General features: G+C 61.3%; 13 protein-coding genes. 6 read left to right on the top strand and 7 right to left on the bottom strand.

The genetic code is table 11. The annotated features are described in order from the left end of the window. The first annotated feature begins 2 nt into the window (after nucleotides 1-2). On the top strand, nucleotides 3-1184 hold the full coding sequence (locus KVG91_RS20100) for an acetyl-CoA C-acetyltransferase (RefSeq protein ID WP_169377874.1): 1182 nt from the start codon (nucleotides 3-5) through the stop codon (nucleotides 1182-1184). A 197-nt stretch (nucleotides 1185-1381) separates the two neighbouring features. On the opposite strand, the gene KVG91_RS20095 is transcribed toward KVG91_RS20100, so the two are convergent. Continuing rightward, on the bottom strand, nucleotides 1382-1798 hold the full coding sequence (locus KVG91_RS20095) for a PaaI family thioesterase (RefSeq protein ID WP_169377898.1): 417 nt from the start codon (nucleotides 1796-1798) through the stop codon (nucleotides 1382-1384). Between the two features lie 156 nt (nucleotides 1799-1954). Here KVG91_RS20095 and KVG91_RS20090 point away from each other — a divergent pair, with 156 nt between their 5' ends. Next, on the top strand, nucleotides 1955-2749 hold the full coding sequence (locus KVG91_RS20090) for a DUF4349 domain-containing protein (RefSeq protein ID WP_169377873.1): 795 nt from the start codon (nucleotides 1955-1957) through the stop codon (nucleotides 2747-2749). Here the strand turns inward: KVG91_RS20090 and KVG91_RS20085 are convergent, their stop codons facing one another. Continuing rightward, nucleotides 2750-3835, bottom strand: a complete 1086-nt coding sequence (locus KVG91_RS20085) for a DUF1615 domain-containing protein (RefSeq protein WP_169377872.1) — start codon at nucleotides 3833-3835, stop codon at nucleotides 2750-2752. Between the two features lie 276 nt (nucleotides 3836-4111). On the opposite strand from KVG91_RS20085, the gene KVG91_RS20080 reads away from it, so the two are divergent. Next, nucleotides 4112-8857 (top strand): RHS repeat-associated core domain-containing protein, encoded by a 4746-nt coding sequence (locus KVG91_RS20080; RefSeq protein WP_217894961.1) that lies wholly within the window; start codon nucleotides 4112-4114, stop codon nucleotides 8855-8857. Further along, a complete protein-coding gene (locus KVG91_RS20075; protein WP_169377363.1) occupies nucleotides 8854-9234 on the top strand; it encodes a hypothetical protein in 381 nt (126 codons plus the stop codon). Before KVG91_RS20080 ends, KVG91_RS20075 begins: the two co-directional genes overlap by 4 nt. Before the next feature lie 58 nt (nucleotides 9235-9292). Here the strand turns inward: KVG91_RS20075 and hemB are convergent, their stop codons facing one another. The 3 genes from hemB to KVG91_RS20060 form a co-directional block, all read right to left on the bottom strand. Further along, complete coding sequence (hemB, locus tag KVG91_RS20070; RefSeq protein WP_169377364.1) at nucleotides 9293-10267, bottom strand: porphobilinogen synthase; 975 nt, start codon at nucleotides 10265-10267, stop codon at nucleotides 9293-9295. 113 nt (nucleotides 10268-10380) lie between these two features. Continuing rightward, the gene (locus KVG91_RS20065) at nucleotides 10381-11223 is read right to left on the bottom strand and encodes a PhzF family phenazine biosynthesis protein (protein ID WP_169377365.1); all 843 of its coding nucleotides are present in this window, start codon (nucleotides 11221-11223) and stop codon (nucleotides 10381-10383) included. Nucleotides 11224-11226: 3 nt separating this feature from the next. After that, entirely contained in the window at nucleotides 11227-11925 is a 699-nt protein-coding gene (locus tag KVG91_RS20060; protein WP_169377366.1) for a glutathione S-transferase N-terminal domain-containing protein, read from the bottom strand. Nucleotides 11926-12175: 250 nt separating this feature from the next. Between KVG91_RS20060 and KVG91_RS20055 the strand changes: the two genes are divergently transcribed. Beyond that, a complete protein-coding gene (locus KVG91_RS20055; protein WP_169377367.1) occupies nucleotides 12176-12877 on the top strand; it encodes a histidine phosphatase family protein in 702 nt (233 codons plus the stop codon). A 44-nt stretch (nucleotides 12878-12921) separates the two neighbouring features. Beyond that, a complete protein-coding gene (locus KVG91_RS20050) occupies nucleotides 12922-13977 on the top strand; it encodes a permease (RefSeq protein WP_169377368.1) in 1056 nt (351 codons plus the stop codon). 686 nt (nucleotides 13978-14663) lie between these two features. On the opposite strand, the gene mnmH is transcribed toward KVG91_RS20050, so the two are convergent. Together mnmH and selD are read right to left on the bottom strand one after the other, a co-directional pair. Further along, complete coding sequence (gene mnmH, locus KVG91_RS20045; protein ID WP_169378955.1) at nucleotides 14664-15758, bottom strand: tRNA 2-selenouridine(34) synthase MnmH; 1095 nt, start codon at nucleotides 15756-15758, stop codon at nucleotides 14664-14666. Beyond that, nucleotides 15758-16792 carry a selenide, water dikinase SelD gene (gene selD / locus KVG91_RS20040; protein ID WP_169378956.1) on the bottom strand — a complete coding sequence of 345 codons (1035 nt, stop codon included), beginning with the start codon at nucleotides 16790-16792 and terminating at the stop codon, nucleotides 15758-15760. Before selD ends, mnmH begins: the two co-directional genes overlap by 1 nt. Between the last annotated feature and the right edge of the window lie 30 nt (nucleotides 16793-16822).

The following is a 16822-nucleotide window of genomic DNA, read 5'->3' as shown; positions in this document are numbered from 1 at the left end:
TCATGCAAGACGTCGTGATTGTCGCTGCCACCCGCACCGCCGTGGGCAGCTTCCAGGGTTCGCTGGCGAATATTCCGGCACCGGAACTGGGCGCCGCCGTGATCCGTCGCCTGCTGGAGCAGACCGGGCTGGATCCGGCCGAAGTGGATGAAGTGATCCTCGGCCAGGTCCTTACCGCCGGCAGCGGCCAGAACCCGGCGCGCCAGGCTTCGATCCTGGCCGGCCTGCCCCACGCCGTGCCGAGCCTGACCTTGAACAAGGTCTGCGGCTCGGGCCTCAAGGCCCTGCACCTCGGTGCCCAGGCCATCCGCTGCGGCGACGCCGAAGTGATCATCGCCGGCGGCATGGAAAACATGAGCCTGGCCCCCTACGTAGTGCCCGCGGCGCGCACCGGTTTGCGCATGGGCCACGCCAAGATGATCGACAGCATGATCACCGACGGCCTGTGGGATGCGTTCAACGACTACCACATGGGGATCACCGCCGAGAACCTGGTGGACAAGTACGGCATCAGCCGTGAAGCGCAGGATGCATTCGCCGCAGCCTCCCAGCAAAAAGCGGTCGCCGCTATCGAAGCGGGCCGTTTTGTTGACGAGATTACGCCGATCCTGATTCCCCAGCGCAAAGGCGACCCGGTGGCCTTCGCCGTGGATGAACAGCCGCGCGCCGGCACCACCGCCGAATCCCTGGCCAAGCTCAAACCTGCGTTCAAGAAAGACGGCAGCGTGACCGCTGGCAACGCCTCGAGCCTCAATGACGGCGCGGCGGCGGTGCTGTTGATGAGCGCCGACAAAGCCAGGGCCCTGGGCCTGCCCGTGCTGGCACGCATCGCCAGCTACGCCAATGCCGGCGTCGACCCCGCCATCATGGGCATCGGCCCGGTCTCGGCCACCCGCCGCTGCCTGGACAAAGCCGGGTGGAGCCTGGGTGATCTGGACCTGATCGAAGCCAACGAAGCCTTTGCCGCACAAGCCCTGGCGGTGGGTAAGGAACTGGAATGGGACGCCGAGAAGGTCAACGTCAACGGCGGCGCCATCGCCATCGGCCACCCGATCGGTGCTTCAGGCTGCCGTGTGCTGGTGACCCTGCTGCACGAAATGATCAAGCGCGACGCCAAGAAAGGCCTGGCCACGCTGTGCATCGGCGGCGGCCAAGGCGTAGCCCTCGCCCTCGAACGCAGTTGACTGTGGCGCGCTAACGAGCAACATGGAAAGGGCCTGGTTCCACGAAAACCAGGCCTTTTCTTTGCGCGATATTCCTGAAAAAACCCAGATCAAATGTGGGAGCTGGCTTGCCTGCGATGGCGATATACCTGTACCAAATGCTTAAGCTGACCCACCACCATCGCAGGCAAGCCAGCTCCCACCTCAGACCTCTATCGTCAGTCAGCACGCGGCACGGCAAACACCGCGCTCGCCCGCACCACCACCTTCTCCCCCACCTGCACACTCGCCGTGGCAAACGCCATCTGCCGTCCACGCTTGTGATGCTCCAACCGCACGACAATCCATTCGCCGACCTGCACCGCCCCCAGGTAATCCAAGGTCATGCTTGCGGTAATCAACGGTAACGGCGGTTCACTGGAAAACGCCATCGCATAGCCCATGCCGACATCCGCCAGGGTCGCCAATACCCCGCCATGCACCGTACCGCGGCCATTGGCATGGCGATTGTCGGCACGCAGGGCGATTTCCAATTGCAGGCCTTCACCCCGGCAATACGCCGGGCCCAGCAGATCAAGCAGGGGGCTGCTGCGGGGCAGCGAGACAAAACCTTCGGGCACGGCGTGGGCGATCATGGCGAATGCTTCCTTAGCGTCAGGCTTGAGGTGTACGCCAAGCCCCAGCCGGCAGCCATCACCATCAACCATGCAAATCCCATGGGATGCTTTGCGTTAATCCACCAGACCCGCTTTAATCGCCATCCAATCCCCCCCTGATCCCAAGGAACAGCAATGCGCCATCTGGACGGCAATCTCCATCCACTTCGCACAGGCTTATTGATCGTGATAACCGGCCTGGCCCTGGTCGGCTGTTCGCCCAAGGACAATTCTCGCGCCAGGGTGATCAACGGCGAGCAAAGTCGTGCCGGCGCACAGCTGGCCTACGAGCACGAACTGAGCCTGGCCCTGCCCGGCGCCCTGCTCGCACCGCGCATGCAGGCCACCCGCGAGGCCTGCGAAACGGCACGCTTCGGCGCCTGCAATATCCTCGGCATCACCGAAGACGGCAGCGGCGGCCAGATCATCCTGCGCATCGCACCGACGGGCGTTGAGCCCATGGTTGCGATGGCAACCGAAGATGGCAAGCTCGGCCAGCGCGTCACCACCGCCGAGGACCTGGCGGATGCCGTCGCCGATGTACGCCGCCGCCAGGAACGCCTGCTGGCCCAGCAACAACGGCTCGACGAACTGGCCAAGCGCAAGGACATCACCGTCAGTGACCTGATCGCCTTGAGCAAGGAACAGGCGGGCATCGAGAACGAGCTGCAGGAATTGGTCCAAGCCGCCGCCGGCCAGCAACGCCGCCTCGATACCAACCGCGTGACCCTGAACTTCCGCTCCTCCGACGGCGCGAACCAGCCGTCACGGTTCAGCCGCATGTTCAGCAACCTGGGCGACAACCTGGTGGAAGGCACAGCCGACGCCCTGGAACGCTCAAGCTACGTGCTGCCGTTCGTGATCCTGTCGTTCCCGGTGGTGTGGTTGTGGGTGTGGCTGTGGCGACGTTTTGTCAAACGCCGCCTCTGATCAGCGCTTCAGACAGCGCTGATACCGCTCATCCACGCGCTTGGCAAACCACGCCGTGGTGAGGTTGCGGGTGATCTTGGGGCTCTTGAGCACGATGCCCGGCAGGATCGCCCGTGGCATCGGCTTGCCGGCAGCCTTGTCGGCAAGCGCAAACACGCGCTTGTAGAGCGTGGTCTCTTCAAAATCCGGTTGCTCGCCCTGCTCCAACTGGCTGCGGATACTCGGGTTGCGCATATCCAGCTTCGCCCCGAGGGAACGCACCGCCAGTTCAGTGGTGCCGGGCAGCAGCGAACCGTAGCGGATCAGATCGCCATCCAGGGCCAGATCGGCGCCCGATGCGCGGCTGACGGCGGCCTGGAACGCGGCATTGCGGCTGGCATACCACCCGGCATTGAAGTCGGCGAAGCGATACAGCGGTTGGTCGTAGTTCACCGGGTAGCCGAGCAGATGCGCGATACCGAAGTACATGCCGCCACGGCGGGTGAACACTTCGCGGCGAATGCTGCCGTCTACCGTGTAGGGATAACCCCGTGCCTGTTTCTGCGCAAAGTCGATGCTGACCTGCATCGGGCCGGCGGTATGCACCGGGTTGAAACCGCCAAACAGGGTATTGCCCAAGGGCACCATGCTGATGAAGTCATCGAAGATGCCGCTCAGGTCCCTTTCCGTGCGTGCTGCACTCAAGCGGTCGGCGTACGTGTTGCCGGTGGGCGAGCGCAACTGAAGTGCGCTGCGCACGACAAACGCCGGCACGTGGATTTTGCCGGCACGACGCAGGATCTCGTCCTGGGCAATCTTGCCCATGTTCGGCACGGGCGGGTCCACCTGGAAAGTGGATTCCTGCTCGGTCACCGCCAGCACGGCGCAAATGTTCTCGGTGCTGGGGTAGATTTTCTGAGTATCGAAGGCAGTGTAGATGTCCTGGGCCCAACCATTGCGGTCCGGCACCTTGGCCGGCAGCAGGCGCACGATCTGCGCCTTCACCTCGGCCTCGCTGCGCTCGGGTTGCTGGGGGTTGCGCGAGGTGGAGCAGCCCGCCAGCACCAGCAAGGCTGCGAGGCAGCAGATCAGACGGCTTGAATACATGGGGCTTCCTTGAAAAACGACAGACCGAGACTTGCAGATATCGACAGGTAAGTCTAACCGGGGTTCGTCGGCCTGCCGAATCAGGTACCAGGTCCGGAGGCTACGCAAGGCTGTTGAAACGTCCCACGCAAGCGCCAGACAACCTCTACTGCCCAGCCCTGAAAACCGCTGCAAAGTCCCTCGCCTGAATACACAGCGCGAGGGAGTGCAGATGGATTTTTTTGTTACTGGAGCTGTGTCTTGAACCCGGCCATTGGCCGGCTGGCCCTGACCCCAATGGATGTGAAGACGGTCGACGTCGAGGGGGTTTTCCGCGATTTTCGGGAATGCTTGAGTACGTTCGACACGTGGGCCGACAGTTTCTGGAGCTTTTCGGCGCTGGATGTTGAGCAGGTGCTCACGGTTGGGGATGAAGTGGCGCTGGTGGCGCCGGTCAACCGTTCGCTTTATCCCAGCAGTACCGTCGCCAGTTGCCAGGCCAATGGCAAATTGACCTTGGTGCATATGTTCCAGAGCACACGCTTTGTGCCCATCGGCAACACGCCGGTGATGCTGCAACGCGTTGACCCGGGCGGCCGCCCACTGGGCGAGCCTATCCACAAAACCATCGGCCCGAGCGGCATTCTCGAAATCGACGAGTGTGATCGCAATCAGAAGTATCGGATCAGTTTTTATCCCAATGTTTCCAAGGATCACGTCAAGACACTGTATGCGTCCTATCAGGCTGTGATTGAGGGTTTGGAAGCTCGCCTACGTAAAGAGTGGACAGGCACCTTCGAAGCCCAGTGGAAGGACTATACGCAGGCCAGTCCGCTTGATCAGCGCAGGATGATGGAGACGGCGTTTCTTCATGGAATGGGCAAGGCGCTTTACAGCCTTTGGGACAATTTCACGCAACTGTACGACGTGCTGGCGGACCTCAAGGCCAACAGTGAGAAGTGGCTGCAGTACATCTCTCAGGCCGAACTCGACGAGCTGCTGAAGCTGGGCAAAGACGCTGTTGCGCAGGGCCTGCTTGTGCTCAGTGATGAGCCGCTGTTGTTTATCTATGTGGCGGCAATAGCCAGTTGGATACGGATGTTGCCGCCGCAGGACATGAGCGAGGTGATGGGGGAAATCACTGGCGAGGTGTTGATCAACTTGCTGCTGGTGAGGGTTGCCGGGGCCATGGGTGTGGGCGTGCGCCTGGGCGCACAGGTGTTAGGGCATATCAAGTCTGACCGTGTACGCAAGTGGCTGCAGATGCTGGCGGATCAGCTTGTAGTGCCGGGGTTGGAACCGCATCTGGAAGCGGCCAGGCCGTTGCTGCTGGAGAGCGCGGCGACGCCGATCAAGACGATTCCGGCTGTGCCGTTGAAGGCTGGGGACCAGTTGGTTTCGAACCCGGTGCCGGTGGTGCGCAACAAGTCACAGCGGACGGTGTTGGTGCGGCAGGAGCCTGTGGACGATGTGCCTGCTGTTGCTCGAAACCCGAATGGCGATGCTGCGACGTCTTCGGACAAGACGTCCACTAACGGTTGCCCGGTGTCGATGGTCACGGGCGAGGAACTGCTGACGCTGACCGATGGTGTGCTGGACGGGGTTTTGCTGTTTGAGTGGACCCGGTTGTACCGCACCAGTGCGGTGGAAGTGGATTGTGGGTTGGGGTTTGGTTGGAGTCATTCTTTATCGCATCGGCTGAGGGTTTCCGGTGACTCGGTGGTGTGGACGGACCACGAGAACCGGTCTACCACCCTGCCCTTGCCGACTGTTGCTCGGCCGGCGATTACCAATAGCTTGGCGGAAGCGGCAATTTATTTGGGCTTGTCCCCGGATGAGTTGGTGCTGGCTCAGGCGTCGCGTTTCTATCACTTCCGCGATGGCGTGCTGTTCTCGATCAGCGATGCGTATGACAACCGGCTGCGTATTTCCCGGGATTTTTTGGGGCGTATTGAGCGGGTTGATAACGGTGTCGGGCGCTCGCTGTTTTTGCGCTACGCGTCGGGCCGCATTGTCGCGGTGGATTACCAGATTGAGCGGGCGGTCGACGACGGTCCGTTTGTCTGGGTGACGGAGCAGAACGTTGTTTCCTACGCGTATGACGACCTTGGACGGTTGGTCTCGGCGACCAATGCGGTAGGCGAAAGCGAGGTTTATCGGTACGACGAACAGCACGTCATTCTTGAGCGTGGTTTGGCCGGTGGGGCCAGTTTCTATTGGGAGTGGGAACGAGCTGGCAAGGCGGCGCGGTGTGTTCGGCATTGGGCGAGTTTTTCGCAGATGGACACGCGGTATGTCTGGGATGACAACGGCAGTGTCATGGTTTTCAACGCCGATGGCAGCCAGGAAGTCTACGTGCACGATGATCGTGCGCGGCTGGTGCAGCGCATTGATCCGGATGGCGCCCAACACTTCAAATCCTACGATGACAAAGGTCGGCTGACGGTTGAGCAGGACCCGCTCGGGGCAATCACCGCGTATCAGTACGACGAAGCCGGGCGCTTGGTGGCGTTGTTTCCGGGGGACGATGAACCGACGACCTACGAGCATGACAACGGTTTCGTACGGGTGGTGCGACGCGGTGAAGCGGTCTGGAAATACGAGCGCAATGATCAGGGCGACGTCACGCGCAGGACCGATCCTGACGGCAACTCTACGGACTACAGCTACAACAAATACGGCCAGCTGGTTGGGGTTTGGCATCCCGATCACAGCTGCCATCGCTTGGTATGGAATGCGCGCGGGCAGTTGCTGGAAGAGCAGCTGCCGAATGGCGGAATCAAGCGTTATCGCTATGACGATCTAGGCCGGCAGATTGCGCGCGAAGATGAACGCGGCGCGCTGACGCAGTATCAGTGGGATGCCGCAGGTCGTTTGCTGAAACTAACTCAGCCCGGCGGGGCTACGCGGGAATACAGCTACAACCCCTACGGCAAAATTACCTCCGAACGCGACGAACTGGGCCACGTCACCCGCTACGAATACGCTGACGGCCTGCACCTGATCAGCCGCCGCATCAACGCCGACGGCACCCAGGTCAACTACCGCTACGACAACGCCAGGTTATTGCTGACCGAAATCGAAAACGAATCAGGCGAAACCTACCGACTCCAGTACCACAACAACGGCCTCATCCAGCAGGAAATCGGCTTTGACGGCCAGCGCAGCGCCTACGTCTACGACCTCAACGGCAACCTGCAAGAAAAGACCGAACACGGCGACGACGGCAGTCAGCTAATCACCCACTACGAGCGCGATCACGCCGGGAGACTCGTCAGAAAAACCCTGCCCGACGGCAACATCATCGATTACGCCTACGACCGCCAAGGCAATCTCCTCAGCGTCGACGACGGCCATTGGTTTTTAGCCTACGAATACGACCCACAAAACCGCCTCACCGCCGAACACCAAGGCTGGGGCACCTTGCGCTACGGCTACGACGCCTGCGGCCAGCTCCAAAACCTGCGCCTGCCCGACAACAACCGCCTCACCTTTAACCACGACAAAGGCGGCCACCTCGCCACCGTCGAACTCAATGGCAAGCTGCTCACATCGCACCTGTTCAAAGCCGGCCAGGAACACCAACGCCAACAAGGCCAACTGATCAGTCGCTACCACTACGACGATCAACAGCGCCTCCACACCCACGCCGTCACCCAACAGAGCAACTACTTTTACGAGCGCCACTACGACTACGACAACTCCGGCAACCTCACCCGCCTCAACGACACCCGCAAAGGCGAACACCGCTACCACTACGATCCACTCAACCGCCTCACCCGCGCCGACCACTCCCAAGGCGAGCTCGAACGCTTCGCCCACGACCCGGCCGGCAACCTGCTCATGCAGGACCGCCCCGGCCCCGACATCGTCGCTGGCAACCGCCTGCTGATCCAGGGCGACCGCCATTACGACTACGACGCCTTCGGCAACCTCATCCGCGAACGACGCGGCAAAGGCCATAAACTCGCCACCGAATATCGCTACGACTGCCAGCACCGGCTGATTGGCATCACCCAACCCAACGGAAAAACCGCCAGCTACCGCTACGACCCGTTCGGTCGTCGCATCAGCAAAACCGTGAATGGCATCACCACCGAGTTCTTCTGGCAAGGCGACAAACTCGTCGCCGAACACCATGCGAATCGTCACCGCAGTTACCTTTACGAACCGGACAGCTTCCGTCCGCTGGCCTTATTGGATGGCTTCGGTCCAAAAGAAACCAAGCCCTACCACTACCAACTCGACCACCTCGGCACGCCTCAGGAACTCACCGCCACGGACGGCGAAATCGCCTGGTCCGCGCACTACCGCGCCTACGGCGAAATCACCCGCCTCGACATCAACAAAATCGACAACCCGCTGCGCTTCCAAGGGCAGTACTTCGATCAGGAAAGCGGACTGCACTACAACCGCAATCGCTATTACAATCCGGATATTGGTCGCTACCTGACGCCGGATCCGGTGAGGTTGGCGGGCGGCATCAACGCATACCAATATGTGCCTAACCCTACCGGATGGATAGACCCGTTAGGCTGGAGCACTTGCCCAGGCGCAGATGGATGTAAACCACAGTCAAAGCAACAAAGCCCGACCGAAAAAACAAAAGTCGATGAGAAGTCGCCACCGGCTCCAGCCGCGCAGAAAAAGCGCCAATATTTATACCGTGGAGATTTAAGAGAACCCGATGAAATCTTTGAAGTGGGGTTTGAAAGTCGAGGATCGAGCACAGACCTTTACCGGCATTCGGTCAATAACGCGAGTCCTCCAAGTAATTTTGTCCCCACTTCGACATCCCCTGTACAAGCGTTGGTATTCGCATCCAACTACGGATTCGAAGAGGGATTTCTTTACACGCTGAAAAAAATACCCGGTAGAGACGTGAATAAAGAGCTGGGGGTGCGTTCGAAACATAAAAACGAATTGGAAATCGCAATTCCAGGGCGCATAGACACCAAAGATATTTTAGGGGCATCACCCGTCTACGAAGACGGTACTTACAAGGGGTACACGATATTAAACCCGAATAGGAAATTCCCATGAAATCACGTGAAATCACCATCATCAACAACGGCGTACGTGAAAGCGCGGTAATCGAGTATGTGGGTGGCAAGCCTACGCTTCACCTGGCGTTGGGCGATGGCACACGAAAAACCTACACGGCGCTGGACCTGTACGATTGCTTCGGCATGTTGAGGGCAGATCTGAAAGATATAAAGTTTCTATGCAAAGGCGCAAAAATCAACGTTCACCCTTCGGGGATGTCTTCGCACATGTCCAACGGACTTGTGGCCTACGAAATGACGATGGGAGTGCCGGAGGGTGAGCTTGTGCATATCTTTTCCTATGAAGATTGCAATCTCACCAACGACATACGCGAGCAACACAGCTTCTGCGAACGCTGGGCAGATTCGGTGTAGGGCAATCGCGGCGCCCCGTGACGAGCTTGCTTGCTCATCACAGGGCTACAGGTTTATTTCAGATCCCCGCCAACGCCAAATCCATCGCAAAGTAGGTAAAAATCAAATCCGCACCCGCACGCTTGATCGACCCCAACGTTTCGCGCACCACGCGATCCTCGTCAATTGCCCCGGCCTGGGCGCCGAACTTGATCATCGCGTACTCACCGCTGACCTGATACGCCGCCACCGGCAGACGCGAGGCTTCGCGGATGTCGCGGATGATGTCGAGGTAGGCCCCCGCCGGTTTGACCATCAGCGCATCCGCGCCTTCCTGTTCGTCCAGCAGCGATTCGCGCACGGCTTCGCGGCGGTTCATCGGGTTCATCTGATAGCTTTTGCGGTCGCCCTTGAGCGCGCTGCCACCGGCTTCGCGGAACGGGCCGTAAAGCGCCGAGGCGAATTTGGTGGAGTACGCCATGATCGGGATATGGGTGAAACCCGCCTCATCCAGCGCGCGGCGGATCGCCTGGACCTGGCCATCCATCGCCGCCGAAGGGGCGATCACATCGGCACCGGCGCGCGCCGCGGCCACAGCTTGCCTGCCGAGGTTGACCAGGGTCGCATCGTTATCGACATGGGCACCGTGCATCACGCCGCAGTGACCGTGATCGGTGTACTCACAGAAGCAGGTGTCGGACATCACGATCATTTCCGGCACGGCGTCCTTGATGGTCGAGGACATGCGCGAGACCAGGCCGTGTTCTTTCCAGGTGTCGCTGCCGCTGGCGTCCAAATGGTGGGAGACACCAAAGGTCATCACCGACTTGATGCCGGCGCGCGCATAACGCTCGATCTCGGCGGCCAGCTTCTTTTCCGGGATGCGCTGTACGCCCGGCATGCTGGTGATCGGCACGAAGTCGTCGATTTCTTCTTCGACAAAAATCGGCAACACCAGGTCGTTAAGGGTGAACTCGCTTTCCTGGAACAAGCCACGCAACTCCGGGGAGCGGCGCAGGCGGCGTGGACGGGCTTGGGGGAACTGACTGGTCATGGCTTTCCTGGATAAAGGTCAACACGTTGGGACGAAGCTTATGCCCCCTGGCCCCGGCAACACAAACCCGGGGGGCCAATAGTGTATTGCGCGGCCCGTAACAATTCATTGATCTAGAGCCGTAGACGCCCTTCGATGCACACCGCGACCGCGCCGCCCACCCAGATGGCCTCGCCCTGGCGTTCAACCCGGATACGCCCTGCCCGCCCCAGGGCCGTGCCCTGGCTGACCACATAGCGCTCCGGCGCCAGGCCCTCGGCCAGCAGCCATTGAGCCACGCCGGCGTTCAGGCTGCCGGTGGCCGGGTCCTCCTGAGCACCGTCACCGGCAATAAAGGCACGGACTTCAAATTGCGCATCCACGGGATCCCGCGCGGGGTCGCAAGGGGCAATCACACCCACCGCCAGCCCCAGCAGTTGCGAATAGTCCGGACGTAAATCCAGCACCTGGCGACGATCAGCCAACATCACGGCCAGCCAGCCCGCGCCATTATCGACCCATTGGCTGCGCAGAATCTCTTCGGACGCCAAGCCCAAGGCCAGACGGACGCGTTCCAGCACAGGCGCTTCGACCGGGCCTGAGCGCAACAATGGCGGCGCGATAAACGCCAGCTCATCGCCCTGGCGCCGGATACGCACCAAGCCAATCTCACACTCCTGGATGATTTCCTCGCCTTTGGCGATGCCGCCTGCCTGCAGCCAGGCGTGGCAACTGCCCAGCGTCGGATGCCCGGCAAACGGCAGTTCCGTCAGGGTGGTGAAAATGCGCACCCTGTAGTCAGCCCTGGAATCACGCGGTGTCAGCAAAAACGTGGTTTCACTGAGGTTGGTCCAATTGGCGAAGTCCGCCATCTGCTGGTCGGTCAGGCTGTCGGCGCCGAACACCACCGCCAGCGGGTTGCCCTTGAGCGGTACGCTGCTGAAGACGTCCAGTTGTTTGAAATCGAAAGTCGGCATGCTTCAACTCGGAATCGTCAGGCCACGGATCACCGCCGGCCGTGCGACGAAACCGTCCAGCGCGCGCAGTACATTAGGGAAGTCGGCGATGCCTACCAAGTCACCGGATTCGTAGAAGCCGATCAGGTTGCGGATCCATGGAAAGGCGGCGATGTCGGCGATGCTGTAGTCGTCGCCCATGATCCAGGTGCGGCCCAGCAGGCGCTTTTCCAGCACGCCCAGCAGACGTCGGGATTCGGCGGCGTAGCGGTCGCGCGGGCGCTTGTCTTCGTAGGCCTTGCCGGCGAACTTGTTGAAAAAGCCCAACTGGCCGAACATCGGGCCGATACCGCCCATCTGGAGCATCAGCCACTGGAGCGTCTCATAGCGGCTCGCCGGGTCTTCGGAAAGCAGCCGGCTGGTTTTCTCCGCCAGGTAGATCAGGATCGCGCCGGACTCGAACAACGCCAGCGGCTGGCCGCCGGGGCCATTGGGGTCGATGATCGCGGGGATCTTGTTGTTGGGGTTCAGCGAGAGGAACTCGGCGGACAACTGGTCCTGAGTCTCGAAGCTGACCTTGTGTGCTTCATAGGGCAGGCCCAGCTCTTCGAGCATGATCGATACTTTTACCCCGTTGGGGGTCGCCAGCGAGTACAGTTGCAAGCGCTCGGGATGCTGGGCGGGCCATTTGCTGTTGATCGGGAACGCGGCAAGTGGGTTCATCGCAAGTACCTTGGTAGAAAGCCCCCATGATAGCCATCTGAGGGGCGCCCTGCTTGGGTCATCAATACGCAACAAGCGCCGGCTAAAATCCGGCGTGGGCGAACCAATAGGCCCTCGCGCACTCTTAAGTGCGCTCAACGGTGAATGGAGACGACGCGCTACATCGACAGGGAACAACCGCAGGACGCCGCAAGCGTCACTGTGGCCGGGCTTGTCCGCCTTAATCCGATGCACTGAAGACTTGATAACAATGACCATCAAACCTCCGAGCCTTGCGCTGCGCCTGAAACGATATTCATACATCATGTTGCCGCTGCTACTGGTAGGCGGCGCTATCGGCCTGACCCTGGAATCGCGCACCAGCCGCGCCGAGCAGGTCGACGGCGTGCAAACCCTGATATTCCTGCGCCACGGCGAGAAACCCGCCGGCGGCCTGGGCCAGCTCAATTGCCAAGGCCTCAACCGCGCGATGAACCTGGCCACCCTGCTGCCGGAAAAATTCGGCAATGCCGACTTCGTATTTGCCGCCAACCCGACACGTAATGTGGAAGAAGGCGAGCAGGACAATTCCTACAGCTACATTCGCCCCCTGATGACCATCAGCCCCAGCGCCATCAAGCTCGGCCTGCCGGTGAACATCAAGTTTTCCGCCAACGACACCAGCGCCCTCGCCGACGAGCTGGTGGAAGACAAGTACCACAACGCCACGATCTACACTGCCTGGTCCCACGGCTACCTGCCGGAATTGATCAACAAGGTGGCCAGCGAAGCCTCAGGCGAGAAGCACACCATCACCGATGACTGGTCCGGCAGCGACTACGACACGCTGTACGTGCTGACATTGACTTGGCACAACGGCAAGGCCTCACTGCTGAGCCGCAACTACAAGCAAGGCTTGAACGACGGCGACGAGAGCTGCCCGGAACCAACACAGGTGAGTGCCGATAGCTGACAGCGTATGATGCGCCGCTATCGACTCATCTGCGGATCATCACCATGCCCGACCTCATTTCCTCCCAGCCCAACCGGGGCTGGTCCTTCTGGTGGAAACCGGCACTGTTCCTGCTGGTCGCCTGCGTCGGCCTCTACTATGTGAAGTGGTCGCCCTACTACCTCAAGGCCTTTGTTGCCGCCGACAACCACAGCATCGGCGCCTCGATCCTCAATGATCAACAAAGCTCGCCCCTGGCGGCGGCGCTGGCCTATGCGCAGGTGTATTTCCTGGCGATCTGGAAAGCCGCAGTGCTGGCGGTGATCCTCGGTTCGCTGCTGCAAGTGCTGATCCCCCGTGACTGGCTCCTGCGTCTGTTCGGACGTGCCGGGCTGGGCTCGACCCTGCGCGGCGGGCTGTTCGCCTTGCCGGGGATGATGTGCAGTTGCTGCGCGGCACCAGTGGCGGCGGGCATGCGGCGCCAGCAAGTGTCGGTGGGCGCGGCGCTGGCTTTCTGGATCGCCAACCCGGTACTGAACCCGGCTACCCTGGTATTCATGGGCTTTGTGCTGGGCTGGGGCTTTACCGCGTTGCGGTTGGTGGCGGGTATCGTGCTGGTGGTGGGCGTGTCGCTGGTGGCACAACGCATCGCGCGCCCCGACCAAGTGCCGGAAGCCGCACTGGAAGCCGTCACCGAGGCCAGTACCCTGGAATCGCAACCGTTCCTGAGCCGCTGGCTGCGCACCCTGTGGCAACTGTTCTGGAGCACGATCCCGGTTTACATCCTGGCGGTACTGATCCTGGGCGCGGCGCGGGTCTGGCTGTTCCCCCACGTGGACGGCGCCATGGCCGACAGCCTGGTGTGGCTGGTGCCACTGGCCATTGTCGGCACGCTGTTCGTGATTCCTACGGCGGCGGAGATCCCCATCGTACAGACCATGATGACCCTGGGCATGGGCGCCGGCCCAGCCGTGGCGTTGCTGATGACCCTGCCGAGCGTGAGCCTGCCGTCGCTGCTGATGCTGCGCAAGGACTTTGATGCGCGGGTGCTGGTGACGGTGGCGGGCTTGACGATGTTGGTGGGGGTGGTGTGTGGGTTGATCGGGGCGGTGGTTCTTTAGGTTTCGGGTAAGGCTCAGGGCCTCATCGCAGCATGGGTATCTACACAACTTTCAGTTGACCAATCTCCCTCTGGGAGCTGTCGAGCTTTAGCGAGGCTGCGAAAGCGGTGGGTCAGGCGAAAAAATGCCAGCAGTGCCGCCGCCTTCGCAGCCTCGCCGGGGCTCGACAGCTCCCACATTTTGAACCGGGTTCGACATGAATACCGGTCGGCTCTAAGGCCGCCGCGCTTTGTTTTTGATCTTGATCTGAGGCGCCCCGTTAACCACGCTGGCCGCAATTCGATATTGATTTGGGGGGTAAATCGGCAGGACGCCGGTTTAGCCGCCCCGCGCCATGGATGGCGCGTGGCGGCGGCCCCCCAAATCAATGTCGAATTACGGGCATGCCGAGCCTAGGCGAGGCACCGAGTGGTGGGGCGAAGCGTTTTGGGTTACTTTTTGCGCTCTTCAAAAAGTGACCCGCCGTCAGGGCGGAACCCTAAGCCGCCGTTACCGCAGCAACGGATATGTACTCGGTCAAACCGAAAAAAACGGTCGACCGAAGGCCGCCAGGCAAGCTCCTCGCCACACACCGTTGAAAGTTGTGTAGATACCCATGCTCATCGCAGGCAAGCCACCTCCCACATTTTGAACTGTGAATGCAGTCGAAGGTGGGAGCTGGCTTGCCTGCGATGGCGTCAGAAAGATCACCCGATTCTTTGGCGCAAGTACTCCACCACCGCCCCCTGCTCCCCCGCAAACTCGATGCGCGCGCCTTTGCTTTCGCGCTGGAACGCATACATCGGGTCGTAATACTCGCGCAATAACCCTTCGATCCATACCCGGTGCAAATCCACCGCACCGCTGCGCGCCTGTTCGGCCAGGGCATCCTGCATGACCGTCTGCAACCGCTGGAAACGCTCACCGCCCAGGCGCTTGTGGATGTTGGCCAGGCTCTGCGTGAGCCGTTCGGCAAACACGGCCTGGCCCTGCTCGCCGAACACCTGGACGAACTCCGCACACAGGTCCACCACGTAATCGCGCAGGATCCGCTCGACCCGCCCTTCGACGCTGTCTTCCAGCCACACCATGGGGAACGCCTGCATGCCCTTGTGCAGCGGCAATGGCAGCGCACAGCTGCCGATCATGCGGCTTTCGTCCTCGACCACGAACTGCTCGATACCCGCCGCACGTTTTTTCAGCAAGTCCACCGCCAGGCGGTTTTCGAAGTCGATGTTGGACGGCTGCGCCGTGGCGCGCTTGCCGAAGCTGGAACCACGATGGTTGGCGTGGCCCTCCAGGTCCAGCGCGTTGCGCAACTGGCCGAGCACTTCGGTCTTGCCGGTGCCGGTCATGCCGCCCAGCAGCACGAAGTCACACTCGGTAGCGGCGCGTTCGACGGTGTCCAGCAAAAAGCTGCGCATGGCCTTATAGCCGCCGCCGACACGCGGGTAGTCAATGCCCGCCTCGGTCTTGAGCCACTGCTGCACAATCTGCGAACGCAAGCCGCCGCGAAAGCAATACAGATACCCTTCGGGGTGGGCCTGGGCGAACTGCGCCCACTGTTCGATGCGCTGCGCCTTGACCGCCCCGGACACCAGCTCATGGCCCAGCACGATTGCGGCCTGCTGCCCTTGCTGCTTGTAGCAGGTGCCGACGCGCTGGCGCTCGTCGTCGGTCATCAGCGGCAGGTTGACCACGCCAGGGAAGGCGCCTTTGACAAACTCGACCGGCGCGCGGGTATCCATCATCGGCCGGTCATTGAGGAAGATGTCGCAGTAGTCGGTGATGTCAGCTGCCATCAAAACACCTCTACCGCGTGGGTCTGTCGCTCAACCAGTTCGCCGATAGGCTCAAGCGCCAGCCCAAGGTCGGCGGCCACGGCGTGGAACTCGGCGTCGCCTTCGGGGGTGACCGCGATCAACAGCCCGCCACTGGTCTGCGGGTCACACAGCACGCGCTTGTGCAACTCCTGCAGGCGCCCGAGCTTGCTCGCGTAACTGTCGAAGTTGCGCAGGGTCCCGCCCGGCATGCAGCCTTGATCCAGGTAGTCCTCGATCCCCGGCAGGCGTGGGACCTTTGCATATTCGATGCGTGCCGTCACACCGCTGCCGTCAGCCATTTCCACCAGATGCCCCAGCAGGCCGAAGCCGGTCACGTCGGTCATTGCCGTGACACCCGCCAGTTTGCCGAAACGGCTGCCCGGCTTGTTCAGGGTACACATCCAGTCGCGGGCCAGGCCGATGTCGGCCTCACGCAACTTGCCCTTCTTCTCGGCCGTGGTCAGGATGCCGATGCCGATCGGCTTGGTCAGGTACAGCCGGCACCCGGCGGTGGCCGTGTCGTTGCGCTTCATATGGCGCTTGTGCACGATGCCGGTCACGGCCAGCCCGAAGATCGGCTCCGGGGCGTCGATGGAGTGGCCGCCCGCCAGGGGAATGCCGGCTTCGTCGCACACCGAACGGCCACCGCGAATCACTTCCCGGGCAATCTCCGGCGCCAGCACATTCACCGGCCAGCCAAGAATGGCGATGGCCATCAACGGGTCGCCGCCCATGGCGTAGATGTCGCTGATGGCGTTCGTGGCGGCAATGCGCCCGAAGTCGAAAGGGTCATCGACAATCGGCATGAAGAAGTCAGTGGTGGAGACCACGCCGCGCTCGTCGTCGATGGCATAGACCGCAGCATCGTCGCGCGAGGCGTTGCCCACCCACAGCTTGGGGTCGAGGTTCTGCGCACCGCTGCCGGCGAGGATCACCTCCAGAACCTGGGGCGAAATCTTGCAGCCACATCCCGCGCCGTGGCTGTACTGGGTAAGACGAATCGGCTCGTTCATGTAGGACCTCACGCTATCAAGTGCGCGAAT

This window comes from Pseudomonas azadiae (assembly GCF_019145355.1).
GTDB classification, from domain to species: Bacteria; Pseudomonadota; Gammaproteobacteria; order Pseudomonadales; family Pseudomonadaceae; genus Aquipseudomonas; species Aquipseudomonas azadiae.
This window is presented reverse-complemented; position numbering and strand designations above follow the sequence as displayed.

What these genes read in the sequence shown, in the direction of transcription:
- KVG91_RS20100 (WP_169377874.1), top strand. Translation starts at nt 3, where the DNA reads ATGCAAGACGTCGTGATTGTCGCTGCCACCCGCACCGCCGTGGGCAGC.
- KVG91_RS20095 (WP_169377898.1), bottom strand. Translation starts at nt 1,798, where the DNA reads ATGATCGCCCACGCCGTGCCCGAAGGTTTTGTCTCGCTGCCCCGCAGC.
- KVG91_RS20090 (WP_169377873.1), top strand. Translation starts at nt 1,955, where the DNA reads ATGCGCCATCTGGACGGCAATCTCCATCCACTTCGCACAGGCTTATTG.
- KVG91_RS20085 (WP_169377872.1), bottom strand. Translation starts at nt 3,835, where the DNA reads ATGTATTCAAGCCGTCTGATCTGCTGCCTCGCAGCCTTGCTGGTGCTG.
- KVG91_RS20080 (WP_217894961.1), top strand. Translation starts at nt 4,112, where the DNA reads ATGGATGTGAAGACGGTCGACGTCGAGGGGGTTTTCCGCGATTTTCGG.
- KVG91_RS20075 (WP_169377363.1), top strand. Translation starts at nt 8,854, where the DNA reads ATGAAATCACGTGAAATCACCATCATCAACAACGGCGTACGTGAAAGC.
- hemB (WP_169377364.1), bottom strand. Translation starts at nt 10,267, where the DNA reads ATGACCAGTCAGTTCCCCCAAGCCCGTCCACGCCGCCTGCGCCGCTCC.
- KVG91_RS20065 (WP_169377365.1), bottom strand. Translation starts at nt 11,223, where the DNA reads ATGCCGACTTTCGATTTCAAACAACTGGACGTCTTCAGCAGCGTACCG.
- KVG91_RS20060 (WP_169377366.1), bottom strand. Translation starts at nt 11,925, where the DNA reads ATGAACCCACTTGCCGCGTTCCCGATCAACAGCAAATGGCCCGCCCAG.
- KVG91_RS20055 (WP_169377367.1), top strand. Translation starts at nt 12,176, where the DNA reads ATGACCATCAAACCTCCGAGCCTTGCGCTGCGCCTGAAACGATATTCA.
- KVG91_RS20050 (WP_169377368.1), top strand. Translation starts at nt 12,922, where the DNA reads ATGCCCGACCTCATTTCCTCCCAGCCCAACCGGGGCTGGTCCTTCTGG.
- mnmH (WP_169378955.1), bottom strand. Translation starts at nt 15,758, where the DNA reads ATGGCAGCTGACATCACCGACTACTGCGACATCTTCCTCAATGACCGG.
- selD (WP_169378956.1), bottom strand. Translation starts at nt 16,792, where the DNA reads ATGAACGAGCCGATTCGTCTTACCCAGTACAGCCACGGCGCGGGATGT.